The organism is Paenibacillus sp. NPDC058174 (assembly GCF_042883865.1).
Lineage (GTDB): Bacteria > Bacillota > Bacilli > Paenibacillales > Paenibacillaceae > Pristimantibacillus.
Genome location: NZ_JBHVUY010000003.1, coordinates 629,657 through 653,319 on the forward strand (window position 1 = coordinate 629,657; position 23,663 = coordinate 653,319).

General features: G+C 47.0%; 15 protein-coding genes. 14 read left to right on the forward strand and 1 reads right to left on the reverse strand.

Going from position 1 to position 23,663, the window contains the following annotated elements; genetic code table 11:
- Positions 1 to 249 precede the first annotated feature (249 nt).
- From ACFVVF_RS18890 to ACFVVF_RS18930, 9 genes are all read left to right on the forward strand, one after another.
- Positions 250 to 2,916 (forward strand): S-layer homology domain-containing protein, encoded by a 2,667-nt coding sequence (locus ACFVVF_RS18890; protein ID WP_387812908.1) that lies wholly within the window; start codon positions 250 to 252, stop codon positions 2,914 to 2,916.
- Between the two features lie 193 nt (positions 2,917 to 3,109).
- Positions 3,110 to 5,218 carry a hypothetical protein gene (locus ACFVVF_RS18895; RefSeq protein WP_387812910.1) on the forward strand — a complete coding sequence of 703 codons (2,109 nt, stop codon included), beginning with the start codon at positions 3,110 to 3,112 and terminating at the stop codon, positions 5,216 to 5,218.
- 105 nt (positions 5,219 to 5,323) lie between these two features.
- Positions 5,324 to 5,794, forward strand: a complete 471-nt coding sequence (locus tag ACFVVF_RS18900) for a hypothetical protein (RefSeq protein WP_387812913.1) — start codon at positions 5,324 to 5,326, stop codon at positions 5,792 to 5,794.
- A 111-nt stretch (positions 5,795 to 5,905) separates the two neighbouring features.
- A complete protein-coding gene (locus ACFVVF_RS18905) occupies positions 5,906 to 6,187 on the forward strand; it encodes an alpha/beta-type small acid-soluble spore protein (protein WP_387812915.1) in 282 nt (93 codons plus the stop codon).
- Positions 6,188 to 6,345: 158 nt separating this feature from the next.
- The gene (metK, locus tag ACFVVF_RS18910; RefSeq protein ID WP_387812918.1) at positions 6,346 to 7,551 is read left to right on the forward strand and encodes a methionine adenosyltransferase; all 1,206 of its coding nucleotides are present in this window, start codon (positions 6,346 to 6,348) and stop codon (positions 7,549 to 7,551) included.
- Between the two features lie 170 nt (positions 7,552 to 7,721).
- Positions 7,722 to 12,122: an Ig-like domain-containing protein gene (locus ACFVVF_RS18915; RefSeq protein WP_387812921.1), complete on the forward strand. Its 4,401-nt coding sequence runs from the start codon at positions 7,722 to 7,724 to the stop codon at positions 12,120 to 12,122.
- 245 nt (positions 12,123 to 12,367) lie between these two features.
- The gene (locus tag ACFVVF_RS18920; protein ID WP_387812924.1) at positions 12,368 to 15,067 is read left to right on the forward strand and encodes a stalk domain-containing protein; all 2,700 of its coding nucleotides are present in this window, start codon (positions 12,368 to 12,370) and stop codon (positions 15,065 to 15,067) included.
- 87 nt (positions 15,068 to 15,154) lie between these two features.
- Complete coding sequence (locus ACFVVF_RS18925) at positions 15,155 to 16,303, forward strand: sensor histidine kinase (RefSeq protein ID WP_387812927.1); 1,149 nt, start codon at positions 15,155 to 15,157, stop codon at positions 16,301 to 16,303.
- A 20-nt stretch (positions 16,304 to 16,323) separates the two neighbouring features.
- Positions 16,324 to 17,058, forward strand: a complete 735-nt coding sequence (locus ACFVVF_RS18930; protein WP_387812930.1) for a response regulator — start codon at positions 16,324 to 16,326, stop codon at positions 17,056 to 17,058.
- A gap of 782 nt (positions 17,059 to 17,840) precedes the next feature.
- Here ACFVVF_RS18930 and ACFVVF_RS18935 read toward each other — a convergent pair.
- Complete coding sequence (locus tag ACFVVF_RS18935) at positions 17,841 to 18,503, reverse strand: DNA-binding response regulator (protein ID WP_387812933.1); 663 nt, start codon at positions 18,501 to 18,503, stop codon at positions 17,841 to 17,843.
- Between the two features lie 275 nt (positions 18,504 to 18,778).
- Between ACFVVF_RS18935 and ACFVVF_RS18940 the strand changes: the two genes are divergently transcribed.
- From ACFVVF_RS18940 to flgM, 5 genes are all read left to right on the forward strand, one after another.
- Positions 18,779 to 19,255 carry a hypothetical protein gene (locus tag ACFVVF_RS18940; protein WP_387812936.1) on the forward strand — a complete coding sequence of 159 codons (477 nt, stop codon included), beginning with the start codon at positions 18,779 to 18,781 and terminating at the stop codon, positions 19,253 to 19,255.
- 124 nt (positions 19,256 to 19,379) lie between these two features.
- Positions 19,380 to 21,782, forward strand: a complete 2,403-nt coding sequence (locus tag ACFVVF_RS18945) for an ATP-dependent helicase ComFA (protein ID WP_387812939.1) — start codon at positions 19,380 to 19,382, stop codon at positions 21,780 to 21,782.
- 14 nt (positions 21,783 to 21,796) lie between these two features.
- Positions 21,797 to 22,750 carry a ComFC family protein gene (locus ACFVVF_RS18950; protein WP_387812942.1) on the forward strand — a complete coding sequence of 318 codons (954 nt, stop codon included), beginning with the start codon at positions 21,797 to 21,799 and terminating at the stop codon, positions 22,748 to 22,750.
- Positions 22,751 to 22,851: 101 nt separating this feature from the next.
- Positions 22,852 to 23,256, forward strand: a complete 405-nt coding sequence (locus ACFVVF_RS18955) for a TIGR03826 family flagellar region protein (RefSeq protein WP_387813172.1) — start codon at positions 22,852 to 22,854, stop codon at positions 23,254 to 23,256.
- A gap of 117 nt (positions 23,257 to 23,373) precedes the next feature.
- Complete coding sequence (flgM, locus tag ACFVVF_RS18960; RefSeq protein WP_387812945.1) at positions 23,374 to 23,652, forward strand: flagellar biosynthesis anti-sigma factor FlgM; 279 nt, start codon at positions 23,374 to 23,376, stop codon at positions 23,650 to 23,652.
- The last annotated feature ends 11 nt before the right edge of the window (positions 23,653 to 23,663 follow it).

Sequence of the window (23,663 nt, forward strand, 5' to 3'; positions counted from 1 at the left end):
CGCTATTACGACAAAGCATTATATAGGGTGAAGAACTTCCGAATTTCGGAGTTAGTTGGAATGAATTCTCAACTTTCTCTTTACGGTGAGGGTAGCCCATTGTATAATGTTAAAGTGGTATAGCTTCTCTATCATTTTATTACAAGGTTTACAAGTTTCTGCGACATGTTCTTACATAGGGTTAAACATGGCGGCAGACATCATTTATACTAAATACTGCTCTACTCTGGGAAGGGGGTGACAACGGCTATGAGGGAAACGAGCAATTCATTAAGCAAACAAAACTCTCAACAACCGAAGCATTTTAGAGGAGGAGAAAAAAAGGTTATGAAGAAAAGTTTATTAGCACTCGTGCTGGCTTTCTCTTTGGTCCTTTCCGTCGCTGGTTCAGCATTCGCTGCTACTCCATCTGACGTAGTGGGCAAAAAAGAGCAATCCGCAATCGAAGAGCTTGTCGCTCTTGGCATTATCAATGGTTATGCAGATGGTACTTTCAAACCAGAAAACAAAATTACTCGCGCTGAATTGGCGAAAATCGTTGTAGAAGCAACAGGTAGCGGTAGCGCTGCAACGCTGATGCAAACAGTTAAACCAACATTCAAAGACGTTAAAGTTAATGAATGGTACACTGGTTACATCAACGTAGCTGCTACTAAAGGTTTCATCCTTGGTGACAAAGGGACTGGCAAATTCCGTCCTAACGACAACATCAAGTTTGAAGAAGTTGTAGCAATCGTAACTCGTGCACTGGGTTACCAAGATGCTAAACTTCAAGGCTCGTGGCCTTACAACGTACTGGTTAAAGCTGAAGACCTTGGTCTGTTCAGCAAAGTAGAAATTACACCTGGTACGCTTGCAACTCGTGCAATCGTTGCTCAAGTGACTTCGAATGCATTGCAACAAGAATTGGTTGCTTATAACGCTGATGGCGACCAATACTTCGTTACTAAATTAAATGATGATGGCAGCACTTACAGCCGTGTTAAATTGATCACTAAACTGGGCAAATCGGTAGCTTCCGTTTTGACTAACAGTGCTCTTGACAGCAACGGTAAAGTAGAGCTGAACGATGCTTGGACGACTACTTCTTCGAAGTTCATCGTTACTGGCGGCAAAAAACTTTCCCAACTGGTTGGTCACGAAGTAGTAGCACTTCTTGACAAAGACGGTAAAGTTCTTGCTCTGACTGATGCACAACCTGCTGACCGTACAGTTGCAGGTAAACTTGACGCTGTTCCTGCTACAACTGGCGCTGATGCTTCCAAGATCTTCGTTAAAGTAGGCGACGACAAGAAAGAATACACTATCAACACTGTAGCTAGCAACACTTACGGTGTAACTGATTTCTTCAAAAACGGTGACGTAGTTTCCGTTGCTAACCGTGGTACAATCGCTTCCGGCGCATCTGTTGACGTATTGCTCAACAAAGACGGTTCGGTACGTGCTCTGGTTGCAAAAGAATACGCTCCAGTTAACGCTCTGTATGTTGGTTATGTAGCTAAAACTTCTTCCAACGACGCACGTATCACTCACACTGGTGGTTACTCGGTGGTTAACGATAACACTGTTTACACAATCAATGGCGAAGTGAAAGCTGTTACTGATCTTGCAGCTGACGACGTATTGGAAGTTGTACGTAACGCTAAACAAGTAGCTTCTGAAGTTAACGCTACTCGTAACGTTGTTACTGGTAAAGTAACTGCAGTAACGAAAGTTAATGCTGATACTTTCTACACAGTAAATGGCGAGCAGTACAAAGAAGCTATTGGCGGTCTGGCTCTGAAAAATGGTACTGAGTACAAATTGTTCCTGAACAAAGACAAAGGTATCGTTAAAGCTACTGTCGTAACTCCAGGCGCAGCTGACAACAACCTGGCTATCGTTCTTGGTTACAACACTGGTGACAATGGTCAAGGTGCTCAAGTAATCGTTGACGGTGTAGTTGTAAAACGTAATGTTTTGAAATACTACTCGGTAAAAGAAGACAAAATCGTTACAGTTAACCTGCCAGCAGTTGGTCAAGCTGGAAACACTGATATCGGTAATGTAGTTGTTGGCGAATTTGCTAAACTGAAATTCGACGGCGCAACTGTAACTGGTATTGATGGCGCTCCTAAAGGCAACGTTTTGGGAACTACTACTGTAGCGGAGAAATCCGATACATCTGTTAAAATCGGCAACAGCACTTACAACATCAACGGTAGCACTGTAGTTCTGGATGCAACTAAAGTTGTTGAAAACAATGCTGTTAAATCCGATGCAAAAATCACTAAAGGCGATATCGCTCGTGTAACTAAAAACGACATTGCTTTCGCTGTAACTGACGATAGCGGCTACAACGCTGCTTACATCGTATTGGTTAAAGATCTTGAAGCAGCTGAAAAAGCTCTTCCTACAATCGCTGGTAAATACTTGGCTGTTACAAAAGTTACCAACGACAACGTTAGCGACTCGGTATACAAAGTTAAACTGAGCGTAAACGGTAACGACAAAGAAGTTGAAGTTAAAGAGAACGTTTATCTTGCCCTGGCAGCTAAAAATGCTGACAACAACGTAATCGTTAAACTTGCTAGCATTCTTGATGGCAACGGAAATCCAGTGTCGTCGAAATACGATGGTCTGACTGTTGTTTACGAGAAGAACAGCACTACTGGTCTGATCAACAACTTCACTGCTGCTAGCCAAACATACAACACGTTTGTAGCTGACAACTTGAACTATGTATTGACAGCTGAATCTTCTGTTGTAGTAATCGATGCTAACAACAATGTTAAATTCGGTTCGATCGCAGACGTTGTAACTGCACAACTGACTGATGATCAAGGCGACAATGCATACAGCGTATTCGTATCTAACACTGGTAAAGAATTCGGTGTTAATAAAGAAGTTGCTGTAGTTGTTATCAAAAAAGGCTAATAATCTTCTAGAAGATTAAAGGTCTTATAGGGAAAGGGTTCCTGACATGGTCAGGAACCCTTTTTCTATATTAACTCTGTTCATCTTATGTTCATATAGCATTGCTAAAATAAATACATATAATAGATTGTAATGGGGAAACAAAATCGACTTGTATTGCGTCTATATAAAAAACGATACGGAGTGATTAAAAATGCATAGTTTTTTGCGAACGAAGATAAACAATAAGTTTTATCTGTTATTAGCTATTGTATTAGTTCTATCTCTTGTCCTGCCTATTGCTAGGCAAACCGGTTATGCAGCCGGTACAGACATTAGTAAACCGGTATACATAAACTCTAGTTCCTATGTTAAGCTGGAAAGCGCGGATCTGATTCCAAGCAGCAAAGGAAGTACAGCAAGTTTTACAGTAACATTCTACAATGGTGGTAGTGCAGCTATGAATTTGCAAGACTATTGGGCAAGGCTTTCATCGTGGAGTGGAAATAAATATACATTAGCTTTGATCGAATCTGATAAAGCTAAAAAATCTGTTGCACCTAAGTCGAGCGTTACTTTAACCTTCTATAGTGAAGTTCCTAATAATGTTACTTTAGCTAATCTGGTACTAAAAATTATTAAATTTGATTTTTCTGTATCAGGATACGAAAAGAATGTGGCTAAGTTTATGTTTCCATCGGATTATAATAATGATGTGAAAGTGGGCGGCTATAAAGCTGTTAAATTGAATAACACGGTTATCAACATGCGTGTTAATAAATCGACTGTTTCTTCAGGTTCAAGCAATAATGTTATTAACTTAGAACTCGCTATGCGTAACACCGGGAAATTTAGTGTAACGATCCCTAATTTTAAATTTTTTATGCAATCCACAACAGGTGCACTGTATGAATTGAAACAATCGTCATCCACTGCTCCCGCAGAGATTTCACTTCGCCCGGCTATTCTAGAAACAGTAAAGATATCGGTTGAATTACCTAAGACAATTAAAACGACTGGTATGAAGCTAATTGTTGTTCAATCTGTTGGAGAAGGTGCAGCAAGCATTAACGTACCAGCAGCCAGGTTCAATGTGAGTTTAAATGCACCAACCGTTAATGTTGCAACTAATAAATACGAATATATTACCGGTGATTATGTTTATGACATCAGTATTGACTCCCTGCAGAAATATCCATGGCAAACAAATGATAATTTAATTGGTAAGCTGACGATTACAAATAAAGGAACCAAGGCTGCTCCTATTCCAAAAATCAACGGCGCCTTTTACTTAGATGACAGTGCAGAAATTGATACAAAGGTTCTTCCTTTAACAACTCAGGTCTCTATTCCTGCTAAAGGTTCTGCAGTAGTATATTATTATGGTGCTGTGTCAAACAGTTTTAATATAAATAACATCAAATTCAAGTTGTTCGAGCTTGATGGTGAAAAGAAAAATGAATTAGCCTCACTTACAACTAAAGCTGCTACCACACCTAAAACAATTGCTGTTGGTTCAAACTATTCCATTGAAGATAATGGTGAGAAGGTAGCAGCCGCAGTAACAGATGTTCGCACTTTTGAAGGAGAATTCAGCAAAGTGTTTGCTATCTATATGGATATTACGAATAATCAAACACGAGCGAAAGCAACATCCAAATGGACAGGTTATGTTCAAACATCCAATGGATCTTTATTTGAAACTAAATTAATAAAAACGACAAATTCGATTAATCCTAATCGTAAAGAACAAGTCATTGTAACAGTAGACGTGCCGAAAGATATGGACATGACAGGCGCAACTCTATTGTTTGGGCTGGCATTTAACGATAAAGGTATTATTCAGAATAATGATGATCAGGCCCAAGGATACTTTAATGCTGCTAAATTCTCGTTACCAACTGAGAAGCAAGTAACCAAGGATTTTAGTAATATTAAAGTTGGTCCTTTTGCAGTTAACATCAAGTCACTTTCTGCGTGGGTTACAAATACAACATTAAATATGAATATTGCAACAGAAGTACAGCGTAATTATAGTTATGATGGATTTAGCTCTCGTAAATTGATTATTACAATTGAAGATGAATCTACTAACACAACAATTATGTCAGCACCAATTGAACTAGACACTAATTCAACTACAGCCAAATATATTTGGAAGACTGGAAGTAATTTTACAGAAATTAACGAAGAGATTAAAAATTATTCAACAGCAATAAGTGTAAATATCTATGAAGAACTTAATGGACTTAAAAAGAAGCTGATTTCCAAGAAAATCCAATGGTCAGGCTTTACTAACTGGGCAGATCCGAATGTAAACTAGTTCAACGCTATCAATTATCCAAATAACAGTAGAAAAGAAGTACTAAATCGGGTATCTTTAAACAGATACCCGTATTTTTTTGCTAGAGAGGAGTTATCGATTACGATGAAGAAATGGGTTGCTAGAATCGCGCTTGGGGCTGTGCTCGTTGTTGGCGGATTCGGTATCGGTTATTGGAACACGAGTACAATTGAAGCAGATGGGGCTTCAGCGGTGCCAGGCTCTGTAGAGGACCCAGTTGTCACTAAGAGCTACGTAGATGCATTAGTTGGAGATAAGGGCCAAGAAGGCAATTCGGGCGGCGACAAGCTGGAAGTCGTTACGGTGCCGAACGGCAAAATCCTGATCGCAAATGAAGGGACAGAAATTATTGTCCGCGCTGGCAAAGCAGTGGCTTATAGCCCTGACTCGAACGGTTTGGCTGATGTGACGGGCGGCAAGGATGTATTTAAAGGACAGTCTGTTCCGGCGAATCATCTCGTTATTTTCCCTCGGGCGGGACGCGGTATTACAACGGATCCTGGCTTTACCAAAACATTGACGGTTCTGGTACGCGGCGGCTATACAATTCAGTAAATATTGATGCTGTTATATTTTGCTCCGGCTGACAATAGCTTATACGCTTACGAAAACACAAATGAACGCAATCTATAGACATGTTCCTACATCCTATGGAGGTGTCTCATTATGGGTCGTCGTTCATCTAATCAAATCGTGGTGCCAAATTGCAAAGCAGCTTTAAATCAAATGAAATATGAAATCGCTGCTGAATTGGGTTTGTATTCATCCACAGCTCCTGGTGCAGGCGAGGATACCGAGTTTGCGGGCGAGCTTGGGGCCTATAACGGCGGAGGACATGGAGCGATTCAGTGGTCTACCCTTACCTCAAGAGAAGTTGGAGCTGTCGGAGGCTCGATTACAAAACGGCTTGTATCCCAAGCTGAAGCGGTTCTTCGGGGCTATCAGTAAAAGTTGTCAGGACTCCCGTCCATTGACACAAACCGACAATTTCGGTATTATACTGTTCTAGAGAGTTGTCTAACAACCTTTTCCTATGGGAAAAGGTTCATTTTTTGTTTAGAGTATTTGCACTTATCTTATAATAAGGCTGTAGGAGGTTGATACGGATGTCGGTTGTTAAAGGTCGTCACCTATTCACATCGGAATCGGTGACTGAAGGCCATCCAGACAAGATTTGCGATCAAATCTCGGATGCTGTTCTTGACGCATTTCTTGAAGCTGATCCTTATGCGCGTGTAGCGTGCGAAGTATCGGTTGCGACTGGACTCGTACTGGTAATTGGAGAAATCAGCAGCCGTGCTGATTATGTTGATATTTCAGCGATTGCACGTCGTACGATTAAGGAAATCGGGTACACTCGTGCAAAATACGGCTTTGATTCCAGCACTTGTGCGGTTTTGACATCATTGAACGAGCAGTCTGCTGATATCGCGCAAGGTGTTAACGCTGCCCTTGAAACACGTGATGGTAAAGACGTACAACAGGAAAATGAAGACATCGGTGCCGGAGATCAAGGCTTGATGTTCGGATTTGCTACGAATGAAACGCCAGAATTGATGCCTTTGCCTATCGCATTGTCGCACCGTATCGCACGCCGTTTGGCTGAGGTTCGTAAGAACGGTACGCTGGGTTACCTGCGTCCTGACGGCAAAACGCAAGTAACGATTGAGTATGTGGACGGCAAGCCTGTACGTGTCGATACAATCGTCGTATCCACGCAGCATGCGGAAGAAATCTCGCTGGAGCAAATCCAAGCGGATATTCTTGAGCATGTAATTAAGCCTGTTGTGCCAGTAGAATGGCTGGATGAGCAAACGAAATACTTTATTAATCCTACGGGTCGTTTCGTAATCGGGGGACCACAAGGTGATGCAGGTCTTACTGGCCGTAAGATTATCGTTGATACGTACGGCGGTTACGCCCGACACGGCGGCGGCGCATTCTCCGGCAAGGATCCTACGAAGGTTGACCGTTCCGCAGCTTATGCAGCACGTTATGTAGCGAAGAACATCGTTGCAGCCGGGCTTGCAGACAAATGCGAAATTCAACTGGCTTATGCAATCGGTGTTGCTCAACCGGTATCCATTAATGTGGACACTTATGGCACAGGCAAAGTTTCCGAAGAGAAGCTGGTTGAAGTCATTCAAAACAACTTCGATCTTCGTCCTGCTGGCATTATTAAAATGTTGGATCTCCGCCGTCCTATCTACGGCAAAACAGCGGCTTACGGTCATTTTGGCCGTACCGATATCGATCTGCCTTGGGAAAGCGTAGACAAAGCTGAGAAGCTGAAATCCGAAGCGCTTGCATAAGCGATAGACTATTACCAGAGCTCAGAATCTTATGATTCTGAGCTTTTTTTATTTCATCATAGAAAGATCTTTGGTGAACTATTCCAGAAAAGTAACTCCTAAACCTACATTTTTAAGTGGAACTAACCGACAAATAAAGTACGACTGTAATTTTTCGGGGAGTGAATGAAATGAATCGTTACCGCCAAAAGATCGGTTTGTTCTTATCGATCGTATTATTCATGCAGCTATTATTGCCGGGATCGATGACAAGTTCCCACATTGTCAAAGCCGCAGCAGCTGGGCCTATATTAACGAGTAAAAGCCCTGCTGACGATTTTACGAATGTTGGACTTAATGCACCGCTCATTTTTACATTTGATGAGCCCGTAGCGAAGGGGACAGGTTCCGCCTCGTTTACGATTTACAATTACACGCTAAACACAGTGTTTGAAAGCTATAATGTTGCAACCGATGGTCGGGTTTCGATCGATGCAACTGGACGGACCGTTACCGTGCGCCCAAGCAAGGCTTTCAATCTGAATACCGATTATTATGTATTAATCGACCCAGGTACATTCGTAAATGTATCGAATGGCGCGAACTATTCGGGTATTGCCAATGCAACGGAATGGAATTTCAAAACGGTGGAGACGGTAGATACAACGGCTCCTGTATTGATTGCAACCTATCCGGCAAGTGAACAAGCGGGGATTGCCATCACATCGCCGATCACCCTTGTTTTCAATAAAATCGTATACATCGCCAATGGCGATCTTAGCCTCGTTACCAATCCAAGCAGCACAGCTTACGAGGAACGGAAAATACCGGTTACCTCAAGCCAAGTAACAGGCAGCGGCACAAATACGATTACGATCACGCCAGCCACTGCATTGTATCCGAATAGTACCTATACATTCACGATACCAAGGGGCGTCCTGCAGGATGCAACAGGCAATGTTTATCAGGGCCAGATATGGCAATTTACAACTGCGCCGGCTCCGGTAAATGTGATAGGTCTATCGCCAGCGGATAATGCAACGTCCGTACCGGTAACGAATGCACTAGCGGTTGCTTTCGATAAAGAAATTGTTGCGGGGGCTAATAAGTACATACATCTTATTCGTGCCTATGACAACTATGACGAGCGGATTTTGGCAGCGGATATTTCTAGAGTTACAATATCAGGAAATGTAGTTACGATCCGTCCTCAAAAGATGCTCGCAAATACAAGATATTACGTACTGATTGATGCAGGCGCCTTTGTCGATAAAAACACAGGGAACTGGTTTCAGGGAATATCTAATGCATCAACATGGGATTTCACAACCGATCCGGGCGATGAGAAAGACCCTCCTCTCCGTACGGCAGTCTTTCCTGCCCATGGCGGAGCAATAGGCACTTTGAATTCTAATCTTGAAATTACGTTTAATGAGCCGGTTTATCCGGATTCCGGAAATATTGAAATTCGAAATGTAGTAAATAATGTATTGTTCCGTTCTATTCCGGTAACTTCAGATAATGTAACGGGAGGCGGTACAAATAAGATTACGATTAATCCTAATAAAGCGCTGCATGCAGGTGATTCCAATAAAGCGTTCGTTAATAACTCTCAATATTATGTTGTTATCGGCAATAGAGGTTTTAGAGATGCGGCAGGCAATTATTTCGCAGGTGTAACGGCAAACAGCTGGCAGTTCCGTGTTACTCAGGACACCGTCAAGCCTACGCTTGAATCGGTAATTCCGGCTAATAACACGAACAATGTATTGCCCAATGCATATTTTTCTGCTTTATTTAGTAAAACAGTTGTGAAGGGAACGGGTTCAATATGGATTAGACCGGTAGGTAGTACTACTGCACAGCCTGTCCAGGCAAATTACTATGTTAATCCAGACAACAACAAGCAGATTGTCATCGTTCAGCCAACTGGTACCGTTCTGGCCGGCAATACAAACTATTACATCGAGATTAGTCCAGATGCCGTCACCGATTTGGCTGGCAATGCCTATGCCGGCATTCAAAACCAATATCAATGGGCGTTCAAAACGATAGGCGAAGATACAAACCCGCCAGTCATTAGTAAGATGGAATATGAGGGTAATATTATTACGATGACTTTCAATGAAGAGTTGAATGTATACAGCGTGCCTGCGGTCAGCAATTTTTACGTGACCGTTAACGATGTGATGAGACCTGTCGTTTCCGTAGCGGTATCGGACGTCACGGTAAAGCTAACCTTGTCCAGCGCTATCGTGAATGGGCAGCCGGTCAAGCTATCGTATTCGAAGCCGCTTACTACAACCGGCGGTATCACGGATATTGTAGGGAACCAGACACTTAGCATCGGCAATTATGAGGTCAAACCGATTGTAAATACAACATCTGCTGCACCGGTAAGCGGTTCAGCCAACGGAAGTATTGTCTCAATTACGTTTAATAAAGCTTTGACTACTGCAAACAGCTATGCCTATTCACAGTTTGGCATCAGTGTCGATGGCACCTATTACAGCCCGACAGCTATTTATGTGAGCGGAAGCACCGTGCAGTTGACCTTTAATGGTACAGCTTCAAACAGTCAAGCTGTTTATGTTTCTTATTCACCAGGCTCCTACCCGATTAAGGATACCGATGGCATTAATGTAAATGCGTTCTCCAGCTACCGGATAAGCGGTGGAACGGACACAACTCCGCCTTCCTTAATTAGCGCAGTTGCCAATGGCTCGACAATCACGTTGCGTTACAACGAGTCCCTGAATAGCTCCTCTGTACCTTATCCGGGCAGCTATAGCGTTAGCGTGAACAGTTCTATCCGTACAGTTACACAGGTGCAAGTTAGCGGGGATCAGGTCATATTGACTTTGAGCAGCCCTGTATCATCGGGGGATTCGATTTATGTCAGCTATGGAGCGGCTTCTCCAAGAATAACGGATCAGGCCGGCAATGCTGCTGCATCCTTCTCTACAATTAATGCGCCTGTTGGGAATGCCTCAGGATTATTAGCAGCAGGAGTTGTAAAAGGATCGACGGCAACGTTGACCTTCAATGAGTCGCTTAACAATTATTACGTACCGTCCATATCCCAGTTTATGCTGCAAGCGGACGGAACAAATTATTCAGTATCAAAGGTGGTATTAAGCGGTTCTACGGTTACATTGACGTTATCGTCCCCAGTCGGCGCGTCCAGCAAAGTGACGATGTCCTACTACGGGAATTCATCAACAGGACTAAGAACGAATAGCGGCAAATTAATCGAGAACTTTACGAATTATACGCTTACTAATCAGACCTCTGTCATAGATTCCTTGCCGGGAGGCTTTGAGCAAGCTGAAGGCGGAGGCATCGGCATCCAGAAGTCCAATGCTACGATTACGGGCGCCACTTCGCCGGCAGGAAAATACGTAAATAAATACACGATTCCATCGGAGAAAATTATTTTGGCTTATCAAGCGGCTCGTACGCTGGGATCGAATAATCTGCGAGTTGTGTTCCAGGTACCTAGTACTGAGGGAGCAGCCGTAGTAGCATTTCCGCTGTCTGCCTTGCAAAGCGCAACGTATTATGGCAACAACGCAGCAATCGCTGTTCAGTACAACGGAATTTCGTATGATATTCCGCTAAGCGCATTGAATTTCTCGCAAATTGCAAGCTCGTTGAATGCAAGCGGAGCTGTAGGTGATTTGCTGATTCAAATCGATCAAGGCAGCTCCAGCTTGACGAGCACGCTGACGTCGGCGATTAGCAGAGCGAATGCGTCATCGCTGGCGCCCCCGGTTCACTTTGATGTGTCGGCCTCTTACGGAGGCACTGTGAAGCCAGTTCAAAGCTTCAATGGTTATCTGACACGTTCGATGGAAGCTCCGTATTCCATTGATCGCAAGACCGTGTCGGTTGTCTGGTATGATCCTGAGACGGGCGGATTGTCCTACGTGCCGACGACTTTTACGACTGTTAATGGCAAAATGATCGCTAAGTTCCAGCGCAAAGGCAATAGCGCATATGCACTTGTGCAAGGCAATGTAAGCTTCACGGATATTAGCAAGCATTGGGCGGGCACAACGATTCAAATATTGGCCAAGAAATATATCGTGGAAGGACGCAGCACGAGCAAGTTTGAGCCGGAAAAGCCGATTACGCGCGGCGAGTTTGCCTCGTATATCGCCAAAGGACTTGGTCTGGCCGGCAATAAAGCGGCTGCATCCAAGTTCAGGGACGTTAATACTGGAACAGCTATGGCTGCCTATATTGGCGCGGCTTCGGAAGCGGGCATCGTCCAAGGCAATTCGGACGGAACCTTTAAGCCGAACAGCCCGATTTCCCGTCAAGAGATGGCGGTTATGATGACGCGTGCTTCTAAAGCGGCAGGGGTTACAGTGACACTGCAATCTTCTACATCCTCTTATTTGTCGAAGTTCTCTGACCGCAGCAAAATCGCCTCCTGGGCGCAGACAGACGTCGCTAAGGCCGTCTACACCGGTGTCATTACCGGCAAAACGACGACAACGTTCAGCCCGACAACGAATGCAACACGGGCGGAAGCAGTCGTTATGATTAAAAGATTGCTCGAGAAAGTCAACTTTCTGAGTGCCTAACAGGTCAAAAGCCTCCCTTCCGCGGAATTCGGCAGGGAGGCTTTTTTCTGCCCTATTTCAGAGACTAAACTAGCTGAAGCTAATGATTGATCTCGCAAATAGGCTGATCTTATGCGATTCTACCGATCAAAGAACGGGTCAGGCTCTCACCCATTAATATTTATTAATATTGTGAATACGTAACTTTTAACCTAGTCTTGTAGTCTATAATAGATAGACTTAGAGATGGGAGAGTTGCAAAAAAGATGCGTAAGGTAGACAACAACCATGTTCGGCAGACGGTGAGCAAGAAAGTTATTGTAGTCCTGTTAGGCGGAGCACTCTTGATTCAACCGCTGTCGGCGGTACCTGTGAGCTGGAATCCGGTAAAAACCCCCGTCGCAGCAGCGGCAACGGCAAGCTCGGCATTTAAACTGCTTCAAGAATCATACATAACGGCTGGAGCGATCAAGAAAGAATACGTCTGGACGACGCAGCGCAGCGGCAAAAAGGCGGAAACGAACGTTCACGTCATCGAGATCGACCTCTCGAATCCTAATGTGAAGCTGGACGCAATGAGCGGGAAAAACAACACAGTTGGCAAACTGAATACGATTGCCAATATGACAAAGGAAAACGGCGCGGTTGCCGGAATTAATGCCGACGTGTTTATTACGTCTACGGAAGGCTCGCCGATGGGGGCGCAAGTTTCAAGCGGCACTATGCTTGTCAGCCCGATGAAGATAAAAGGGATGTACGCATTCGCAGTGACGAAGGACCGTCAGCCGGTCGTCGACAGCTATACGTTTGATGGAACGGTGAAGGCGGGAGACGGCGCAACCTTTGTACTTGCCGGCATGAACCAGTCTGCTTATGTTCCTGAAGTCGGGGACTCCAAATATAGCCATTTCAATCAGCTTCATATTTATACAAGCGCCTGGGGCGGAGCCGAACGTCCTCGCAACGCAATGGCCACGCCAACTGAGGTGCTCGTCCGCAACGGCATCGTCGAGCAGATCTCGGAGCAGGCTCCTATAGCCGGAGCAATTCCGAGTGACGGTTATATTCTACGGGGGCATGGAGATGCCGCTAAGTTTATTGTAGAGCATCTGCAAGTAGGCCAATCCGTAACTAGCAATTATTCACTAGTATCCTCTACTGGAAGCAAGGTAGATCCCTCCACCTTCCAAATGCTTATCGGCGGTCATACTATCCTCGTAGACAAAGGTGCGGCAGCGGCTTTCTCTCGCGATATTACGGGGGTCAGCGGCTCGTCGATCGTCTCTCGTTCAGCAGTAGGCTACTCCAAGGACGGTAAAAAAGTTTACTTGATTACGACCGAGAAGTTCGGCAACAGCACCGGCGCTACTTTGAAGGAAATGCAGCAAATTATGGTCGGACTAGGCGTCTACAAAGGGATCAATCTTGATGGCGGCGGCTCAACGACGATGATTGACCGGCCGCTGGGCGAGACGGGCTTGCAGCTTACTCACTCTACGCAATACGGGACGACGCAGCGCAGTGTAGCGAACGGAATCGGCGTGTTTTCGACGGCACCGAAGGGATCTTTGAAGGGCATTACGGTAAGCGGCTCGAATGTGCTGTTTATTGGCCAAAAAGCCTCGTATTCAGTTAAAGCTTACGATACGTACTATAACCCGTTCGAGCTGACCAGCACGAACGCCAAATGGAGCAGCATCGGCAGTGTCGGTACGATGAGCGGCAACGAGTTTACAGCTACAAAAGCAGGAACGGCAACTATTTCGGTTAGATCCGGCGATGTGACCTCCAACTATCCAATTGAAGTCATTGGCCAGGATCAGGTTGCCGAAGTGAAGCTGGATGCCGCTGCAGGCGTGCTCAGCAAGGGAGCGACCGTGTCGGTACCGGTTACGATTACGCTGAAGAACGGCAAAAGCTATAAGCTGACAGGCGATTCGCTGAAATGGGAGTTTATCGGCTTTACGGGCTCGCAGAAAGGCAATACGATTACGGTTGAGTCGACGGGATCATCGACAACTGGCTATGCGATTGGACGCTACGACGGTTTCCCGACACTTCTGCCATTTACACAAGGCGGTTCGGAGAAAACATTGGAGAACTTTGAGAACGTTGGCTACGCCATCACAACTCAAGTCACGCCTGCAGCGACGACAACAGGCAGCGTGAAGCTTGTCAGCGATTTGCCGAAACAGACATCCGGCAAGGCGCTGCAAATTTCGTATGATTTCAGCGCAGGTACAGGAACGAAGGCTGTATATGCTGTGTTCAACGGTACGTCCGGCAGAACGGTAGAGGGCGCTCCTAACGGCTTGTCGGTTGACGTCTACGGAGACGGCAGTTTGAACTGGCTGCGGGCTGAATTCACCGATGCTGACGGCAAAGCGCATTTGGTTGATCTGGCAAAGCAGCTCGATTGGACAGGCTGGAAAACGGTCAGAGCCGATCTTGGCTCCTACGGCATGAAATACCCGGTGAAGCTCAAGCGCATCTATGTTGTAACGATCGCTGACGGTCAAGATGAGCGTGCAGCAACCGGAGCGGTAGGACTGGACAACTTGAAGCTGCAGTATGCGACCGCACCGGTCACAAGCGTGAATAAGTCTATCGTCATGAACATCGGCAAGAAAACAGCGACTGTAGACGGAAAGGCTATTACGCTGGACGTAGCTCCTCTTGAGCTTAGCGGAACGACTTATGTCCCTCTTCGTTTCGTCAGTGATACTTTAGGCGCAACTTTGAGATGGGACGATAAGCTCAATCGCGTAACCGTTATTAAAGGCTCAACGATGCTGGAAATGGTTATCGGCAAGAAGGAGCTTGTCATGAACGGAAAACGCTCAGATACCGCCGTTGCGCCAATTGTCCGCAATGGACGGACGCTGATTCCGATTCGTCTATTCTCTGAAAACCTGGGCCTAAAAGTCGGGTTTGAGAACAAAACGAAAAAGATTACCATTGATTAAAAATAGACGGACGGCAGCTTTCCTGTGTTATGATAGAATGGTATAACCTTCTATATTCATCTTTTTAAGAGGGGTTGCCGAATCGTCGTGGATCAACATATTGTAGATATCAATCGCGTCATAACCAATGCAATTGCGGTTATGGAAGACAGCAAGATTCAAATTTACGAAATATGCGAATCAGCGCGCGCCGAGCTTGATTCCCTCGTGCAGGAGCTTGAGCTTGTACTGGAGGAGAACGGCAAAACGATTCTTCGGGTAGATGAGCTGGAGAAGGAGTATCGGCGCGCCCGTATTCGGCTGACTGAAGTCAGCAAGGATTTCGTCCGATATAAGGAAGAGGATATAAAGCAGGCGTACGAGAAGGCGACTGTCATTCAAATGGACCTGATGGTCTATCGGGAAAAGGAAGCCTATTTGAAGACGAGACGGGATGACTTGCAGAAGCGGGTCCGCAACGTCAAAAGCTCCATTGAGCGCGCTGAAATGATCGCCTCGCAAATCAATGTCGTACTGGAGTATTTGTCCGGCGACTTGAACCAGGTCACGAGAATATTGGAGTCCGCTAAAACGAGACAGATGATCGGCTTAAAGATCATCGTTGCGCAAGAGGAAGAGCGAAAGCGGATTTCCCGTGAAATTCACGACGGGCCTGCTCAATCGCTCGCCAATATTGTGCTGCGGACCGAAATTGCAGAAAGAATGCTCATCAAGAAGGAATTTCAAATGGTACAAGACGAATTAATAGATTTGAAAGGACAAGTTCGTTCAGGGCTGGAGGACATCCGCAAAATTATTTTTAATTTGCGTCCTATGGCATTGGATGATTTGGGACTTGTGCCTACGCTTCGCAAATTCGTGCAGGACTTCGAAGAGAGGACCAAAATACATACCATATTCGAGCTGACCGGAAAAGAAGTCAGAATGCCGTCTGCGATGGAAGCAGCAATCTTTCGGCTTGTGCAGGAGGCTTACACCAATGCGCATAAGCATGCAAGCGCCTCGCACGTCACACTGGAAATGAACTACCAACCCGAGATGGTGATCATTACCGTTCTTGATAATGGAGTAGGTTTTCAGAGCGAGCTTGTCGAATATCAAGCGAGTCACAACTCCCATTTTGGCCTGATTGGCATGCGTGAGCGTGTCGATCTTCTCGAAGGGAGGATGGAAATCGACTCAAAAATCGGACAAGGGACGAAAGTTTTATTTTATATCCCAATAACAGTAGAGTAGAGAAAGGAGAAAGATAACGAATGAACCAAAATGCTCAGGCACCAAGTGTAAAGAGAAAAATTAAAGTGTTGCTCGCGGATGATCACCAGCTTTTTCGCGAAGGACTCAAACGGATTCTGAATATGGAAGACGACCTTGAAGTGATCGGAGAATGCGGCGACGGCATTCAGGTGCTGGAGTTCTGCAATCATACGCAGCCGGAAATCGTGCTGATGGATATTAATATGCCGATCGAGAACGGGGTCGTCACGACAGAGCGTTTGAAGACGATTTTTCCCGATGTAAAGGTGATTATTCTTTCGATTCATGATGACGAGAGCTACGTATTCGAGACGCTCCGCAAAGGGGCGACCGGCTATTTGCTGAAGGATATGGAGGCTGAGGCACTCATTAACGCGATTCGTTCCGTTGTGAATGGACATGCGTATATTCATCCGAAAGTGACGGGCAAGCTGATCAATCAGCTGCGCCGGATGACGTATCTGGATGAAATGGGCGTCGTATCGGGTGCAGCTGCGACGAGCGAGCCGGGCGTGAAGTTCATCGCCAGCGAAGATAATCCGTTGACCCGCCGCGAGGCGGAGGTGCTTCGTCTGATGGCCGAGGGCAAGAGCAATAAACTTATCGGCGAGTTTTTGTTCATCAGCGAGAAAACCGTTAAAAACCATGTCAGCAGCATTTTGCAAAAGATGGAGGTCGACGACCGCACGCAAGCGGTTATTCAATCCATCAAATATGGCTGGGTGACGTTGTAATTCATACTGCTTAAGTTAGCTGGATGCGTTTTGCGGCATGATGCTGGGCTGTAGGCGTTTAGTCGCTAGGCTCTCGCAATAGAGCAGACCGAAGCTGCAGCTATAGGAGCAGGAGCGCGGAGGAAATGGGCTGGACCAACGCAGCCAGCCGTCAGTCGCAACAAGTCTGGTTAATACATAGCAGAGTCCCGTGTCTATAGACGCGGGATTTTTTTTGTTTTTGTTGGTTGCTAGCTAGAGGGGGAGATAAGACCCTGATAGGGTCTTAAGCATGCTGTGAAGCGTGTGAGGGTGATGCTTACGGCGTTGAGAAGGCCTTAGGTGAAGAGAAACTTGACTTTTTACGCAGATACGATGCCTCTGGGAGGGGATAAGACCCTGAGCGGGTCTTATCCTTGTTGAAAAGTGTGCACGAGTGATGTTTAAGGCCTTGAAAAGGCTTTAAGCGTAGAGAAACTGGACTATTTTATGCAGATTCGAGGCTTCTGAGAGGGGATAAGACCCTGGGCGGGTCTTATCTTTGCTGAAAAGTGTGCACGAGTGATGTTTAAGGCCTTGAGAAGGACTTAAGAGTAGAGAAACCTGACTTTTTTACGCAGATATGATGGTTCTGGGAGGGGATAAGACCCTAGGCGGGTCTTATCCTTTTTGAAAAACATGTACGCAGGCAGGTTAAGGTCCTTTCAGGGTCTTAAGAATTTGGAACAAACAAATTGGATGGCATGTTCTGCGGGATAGAGTACTGCTATGAAAGAATGGGTAGAGTTAAGGGTGGTACCGGACTAACAGCTGAAGTAAGATGGCAAGCCTTCATGCAATTTGTATAAACGAATACGTTGACTTCCTGTTGAATGAGCCGCGACATACTTTTTTTGCAAAAGCTCGAGCAGAAGCCGACGGGCAAACTTTGGCCCAATATGCAGAAGGCTGCTAATTTCTTTAGGACTAACCGGCTTTTGGACGATTGTCATATAGCGAATGATCTCCTTATGGTGAACAGTCAGGTCTGGCAGAAACTGCGGATTGTAAAGCTTCCCAAGAAGTTGATGCAGCAGCTGCTGGCATTGGCGCGGTCTCTTTGCAATGTCATCATAAGATAGGCGAATTACAGTCCAACCATCAAGAACAAGATGATTTTGACGCATTAGTCCGTCAGCAAAACGATCGCGGTCCACATCACGGGAATGCGGGCCGAAGCCATCGATTTCAAAACAAATCCGATAAGGCGGGCGAATATAGGCAAAATCCAAATATCGTTTGCCGTCTTTAAAGTCACTGACCTCATGTTCACCGTATAAATACTCGAAGTGACTAAAGGCCGGCCTCCAAACATGCTGTAAAAATAGTTGTTCGGCGTGTCCGTGTTGGGATAGGCGGCGTTTTCTCTCCCCTGTACAATCCGCTATTTGTTCCGAAATCCATATTGCATAGTTTGATTCAAACAAGACGTTTCCTCCAATCTTTTTAAAAATAAAAAAACCGCTCCTCGTCCGTTGATTCACGGAAAAAGAGCGGTGTGCTTCACACGCATCATATTAAGCAATTAAGGAACAGAGATCCTTCATCTGCTGCTTTGGTTTTATTTTACAGTAAGTATAAAGGGAAGTCGATAGCGGACAGGGAAAAGAGATCAGGCTATTTCAACAAAAACTCGTCCTATTTGTCCGGAACCACTAGGCTCGCCTCCGCATATAGTGTCAACAAAGAGGAGGTGGCTTCCATGGTTGGGATATTGCTCGTCGTTGTTGGCTGCTATGCTTTGGTCGCTGCTCTCGTGCACCTCACATATTGGCTCAAACGGGATCGGGTGCGGGTGAGTAAACATTACGTACTTGTGGCACACAATCAACATATGAGAATGGAATGGCTGGTACGATCGTTTTATGCTTTTTCGCGTCGGGTGGGTACGGATGCTAAGCTCACCTTAGTTGATGCCGGTTCGATGGAGCAGACAGCAGAAATTGTCGACCGGCTGGAGCAAGGCGGCGGTTCAGTATTCGTACACGAGGGAAAGGCAGAGAAGGACGTCGATTCAGGGGCAGAGCAGTCGAATGATCGGAAGCGCTCTCATACGGAAGATGCGGGCCATTCCAGATTGTTATGGCGGTTGAAAATGGACGGAGTCGTTACATCCTCTGAACATGCTATTCTAGTTGATCTGCAAAATCCGGAGGATTTGTCTAAAATGCCGTTTTGAGTTATAGTTGGAGCAACTAAAATATTTCGAAACTCGGAGTGAAGCACACCCGACGACGCTTGATGCGTCGTTGAGGTGTGCTTTTTTTATTGGTTAGCAAACAAGGGACGATAGGGGGCGTGAAATGAAGGCGCAAGTGTATGTGGTGAAAATTGGCGGAAAGTGGTTTTCTAATGTGACGATAGCGGCAGATGTTGATCGTTTATTTTGGTTTGGGCAGTATTACGATGGGGGTATCAAAAACAGCGGTAAGGGTTTTGAAGGCAATGCAGACTATGGAAAATATGAAGGAAGGTATAGGAATGAAGCGCTAGATTTGAGGGAAGAAGGCCGCTTGGCAGAAATGATAGTTCTGTGGAAGGAACTGCTTCCGCTTGGGGATGCATGGCGCTGTAAGCAATTGTGGGATGATGAGCAGGAGAGAGGCGAGTGGAAAAGCAGCGGTGCGTTGTTGAAAGTATTGGCGAAGATACCGGTGATGCAGAGAATAGGGGGGGTGGGAAGGCAGGGAGCCGGGGAGCGCAGGGGATTCCGGGAGGGTAGAAAGAGCTTGTATACGCAGGGACAAAAGAGGGAGGAGGATGGATTTAGCGAGGCGGGAATGAAGGGATTGTGCGAAAAAAGGGAATCGAGAACGGGAGAGTCGCACGGACATTACAGGGATGGAGAGATGACAGGCATAAACAGACATAGCGAGGATGTGGAGACGAAGGATGTAAATAGACATGACAGGGATGGAAAGAGGAAGAATGCAAGAGATGGAGACATAAAGCTGAATAGAAACAACAAGGAAAGGGAAGGTGAGAGCTTGGAGAGTAAGGAAATAAGCGGAGAGGAGGCCGCGGTGATGAAGCGACTTGCGGCTTGTGTCGAGCAAGCGAAGCACGAGGCGCATGGCGATCATCCGGGAGCGCAGCAGCAAGGAGGCGGAAGCCTGCGCGCCCGGATGGAGCGGTGGACGCGAGCCGAGGCAGGGCGGCGAAGCGGGGTTGTTTCGACAGAGCGCGCGGATAGCGGCGCGTGGTGGCAGGAGCTGGCGGCCGCCGCGAAGCGGGCCGCCAGTGCCTTGCAGGGCCGTGCGCTGCTTCGCGGCGAAGCGCACGCCCTGTTGGAAGGCGCCGCCGCCGATATTGGCGGCGCTCTGCAGTTGGCGCAGCTGCATGGCTGGCTGCGCCTCAGCGGCGCTGTCGCCGCCGGGGGCGGCGGGCGGCTTCGCCAGCGCCGCAAGAGCCAAACCCGCTGCCTGCGCTGCGGCAGCGGTGAAGCGCACATGCACCGCACGCGCTGCGCATCGTGCGGGCGCATGTGCGCCTACTGCTCCGCATGCCTCGGAATGGGACGCAGCCGCGAATGCGAGCTGCTGATCCTCGGCATGCCCTCGCTCCTTGGCGGCGCTGCGCTTGCGCCGCCGCAGCCCGAATCAGCTTTCGCCCGGTGGGGGCTCAGCCCGGCCCAAGCGGCTGCCACCAAAACAGCGCTTCGCTTCGTCAAATCCACCCTTCATTCCGCTTCAGCGAATGCGCGCCAAAGCGAATTGCCTCCGCCAAGCTTTCTCCTATGGGCGGTTACAGGAGCAGGCAAAACGGAAATGATCTTTCCGCTTGTTGATTCCGTAACGAGGCTTGGCGGACAAGTGCTAATCGCTACTCCCCGAAGGGATGTCGTGCTGGAACTGGATCCGCGAATTCGAAAGGCTTTTCCCGAGGCTAAGGTGGTCACTTTATACGGCGGCAGCGAGCAGCGCTGGGAGCGGGGTGAGATTACGCTGGCTACGACCCATCAGCTGATGCGGTTTCATCAGAGCTTTAATCTCGTCATCATCGACGAATTAGATGCTTTTCCTTATGTCAATGATCCCGTTCTCCACTATGCGGCGGAACGCTGCTGTTCTCCGGTGGCGGTACGAATGCTGCTTTCCGCCACGCCGCCGATGGAGCTTCAAAGACAAGCGAGAAGGGGGCGCTTGCCCCACGCCCGGGTGCCGGCACGTTATCATCGGCAGCCGCTGCCTGTTCCCCGGCTGCTTCGAACGCCAACCGTCAGACAAATGCTTGTGACGAAAAGGCTAACTGCGGCTCTTCAGGCAGCTATGATGAAATCGCTGCAGCGGGGCGCACAGCTGTTTGTTTTCGTCCAGCGCATTGAGCAGACGGAACCGATGGCGGCGCTCCTACGCAGTGTATTAAAACAGCCGGCCATCGGAGGAACCTCCTCCAAAGATCCGCAGCGGGCCGACAAAATTATACGTTTTCGCAACAAGGAGCTGCGCGTACTTGTTACGACAACGATTTTAGAACGGGGCGTAACGATTCCCCGCAGCGATGTGTACATATTGGATGCGGACGGCAGATTATTCGATGAGGCTTCGCTCGTTCAGATGGCAGGCCGAGCGGGACGCTCGGCTGACGATCCGAACGGCTTTGTCTTTTTTGGCGGCAAGGAACGGACACGTTCGCAAGTTGCTGCTGTGCGGCACATTCAGAAAATGAATCGAATCGCCCGTGCCAACGGCTATTTAGAACAATAAGGGAGATGTAGCTATTGTCGATGAAGTGGCTTCTCCATTTTTTGCAACGCTCTTACGCGGGCTTTGACCGTTCGATTCAATGGCTTGGCCCGAATGCTGTATCCTGTACATTTTGCGGACAAATGATCCGCGAGGGCAGTTCTTCATCTCGCAACGGCTTGCCCTCCGAATTGCCCAAATCGTTTATCCGCTCCGTCTGCCATAACTGCCTGAACGATATTCCATGGCTGCTCCGCCCGAAGTGCCGGATTTGTGGACGAGGCATTATTTGCGGCGATTGCGCCAGACGAACGAATGCCTATTTTGTTGCGAATCGAAGTGCGGTTCACTATACGAGTGAAATGAGAGAATGGCTGGCCCAGTACAAATACCGGGGGAATGAGCAGTTGGAGCCGCTATTAGCTGAAATGATGGTACCGGCGTATCACGCTGTGACTAAGCTTGCTGCGGCCCGCATTGCTCTTCAACATCCATCTCTTCACAATTCACCAAAGAGCAGTACAGCATCAATGGATGAATTCCGCTGGGATGCCGTCACGTACGTCCCAGTCAGTTCTGAACGCGCGGAGGAGCGGGGCTTTAATCAAGCCGAGCGGTTTGCGGAGCGAATCGCCCGTCAATTCCAAATCCCCCTTGTCAATTTGCTATACCGTGATCGGCACAGCGAAAAGCAAAGCTTTCAATCCCGTTCCGAGAGAATGCGCAACACGCAGCGTCTTTTTCGGGCTTTGCCGGAGGGGCTTGCCCATTTGTCTCAACTAGCCGCAGAGCCGTCAGCTGGCGAACGAACAGCATCTCTTCAATCCGGTAACATCTCTGAGGCTCGCCAGCGCCGTCGTAACCGGCAAATCCTTCTCATCGACGACATCTATACGACCGGAAGCACCATTCAGTCTTGCTCAGAATCGATTCATCGCAATGCCCCCTTTCCTCTTGATATTTATGCTTTAACCTGGGCCCGCTCCTAATCGGTTCCGGCACTTGCAAGATTAATAGTGAAATCATTGTCACAATCCGCTAGAATAGAGGATAATTAATCGTTAACAGATGGAATTGGGGGATGTTTATGATGAATTTAGACAATTGTCCTCGCTGCGGCAAGCTCTTCGCTAAAAACTTCCGTGATGTATGCCCGGCATGCATGAAAGATATTGATAAAGAATATGAGCTGTGCACGACTTACCTAAGGGAAAACAAAGGTGCTATCATTACAGAGCTGTCCGATGCGACAGGAGTTTCGATCCGGCAAATTACAAAGTTTGTCCGCGAGGGCAGAATTTCTCTTGTAAATGCGCCTAATATGTCCTATCCTTGCGAGGTTTGCGGTACGCTTATTCGGGAGAATCATATTTGCGACAACTGCCGGACACGCTTGCAGAAGGATGCAAACAAGCTGAAATCCACTTTTGCGAGCAAACCAGACGAGGAAAAACCTACGGGCGCGCATAGCGCTTACCGGATAAAAGATCAGTAAAACCAGTAAATAATGGCATTCTACAAATGTTCTATAAAATTTCATTTCCTTCAAGCCGATAATACTTGTAAAGAGTTATCGGCTTTTTTGATGCATTGAAAAGATGAGGTGAACAATTTGAAAATAAATGAGCCCCAGCGCATTGGCGCTTTGAACAATTACTTGAAGCAAAATGAATCCCGTGCGGCAGGCACGAGCCAGAAGCGTCAGAAGGACAATGTTCAAATTTCAGCGGAAGCGAAGGAGATGCTTTCTTCCAGCCAAGCACAAAGCACGGAGCGGTCCAAGCAGATCGAGCAACTGAAACAAGAGGTTTCGTCCGGTACCTATCATGTCGAGGCGGGTAAAATCGCCGAGAAGCTAATGGCCTATTTCAAAAACGATCCCGGCAAATAAGGAAGGATGCA

Excerpts from the sequence above, each read along its gene's own strand:
- ACFVVF_RS18890 (WP_387812908.1), top strand. The coding sequence starts at position 250 with ATGAGGGAAACGAGCAATTCATTAAGCAAACAAAACTCTCAACAACCG.
- ACFVVF_RS18895 (WP_387812910.1), top strand. The coding sequence starts at position 3,110 with ATGCATAGTTTTTTGCGAACGAAGATAAACAATAAGTTTTATCTGTTA.
- ACFVVF_RS18900 (WP_387812913.1), top strand. The coding sequence starts at position 5,324 with ATGAAGAAATGGGTTGCTAGAATCGCGCTTGGGGCTGTGCTCGTTGTT.
- ACFVVF_RS18905 (WP_387812915.1), top strand. The coding sequence starts at position 5,906 with ATGGGTCGTCGTTCATCTAATCAAATCGTGGTGCCAAATTGCAAAGCA.
- metK (WP_387812918.1), top strand. The coding sequence starts at position 6,346 with ATGTCGGTTGTTAAAGGTCGTCACCTATTCACATCGGAATCGGTGACT.
- ACFVVF_RS18915 (WP_387812921.1), top strand. The coding sequence starts at position 7,722 with ATGAATCGTTACCGCCAAAAGATCGGTTTGTTCTTATCGATCGTATTA.
- ACFVVF_RS18920 (WP_387812924.1), top strand. The coding sequence starts at position 12,368 with ATGCGTAAGGTAGACAACAACCATGTTCGGCAGACGGTGAGCAAGAAA.
- ACFVVF_RS18930 (WP_387812930.1), top strand. The coding sequence starts at position 16,324 with ATGAACCAAAATGCTCAGGCACCAAGTGTAAAGAGAAAAATTAAAGTG.
- ACFVVF_RS18940 (WP_387812936.1), top strand. The coding sequence starts at position 18,779 with ATGGTTGGGATATTGCTCGTCGTTGTTGGCTGCTATGCTTTGGTCGCT.
- ACFVVF_RS18945 (WP_387812939.1), top strand. The coding sequence starts at position 19,380 with ATGAAGGCGCAAGTGTATGTGGTGAAAATTGGCGGAAAGTGGTTTTCT.
- ACFVVF_RS18955 (WP_387813172.1), top strand. The coding sequence starts at position 22,852 with ATGAATTTAGACAATTGTCCTCGCTGCGGCAAGCTCTTCGCTAAAAAC.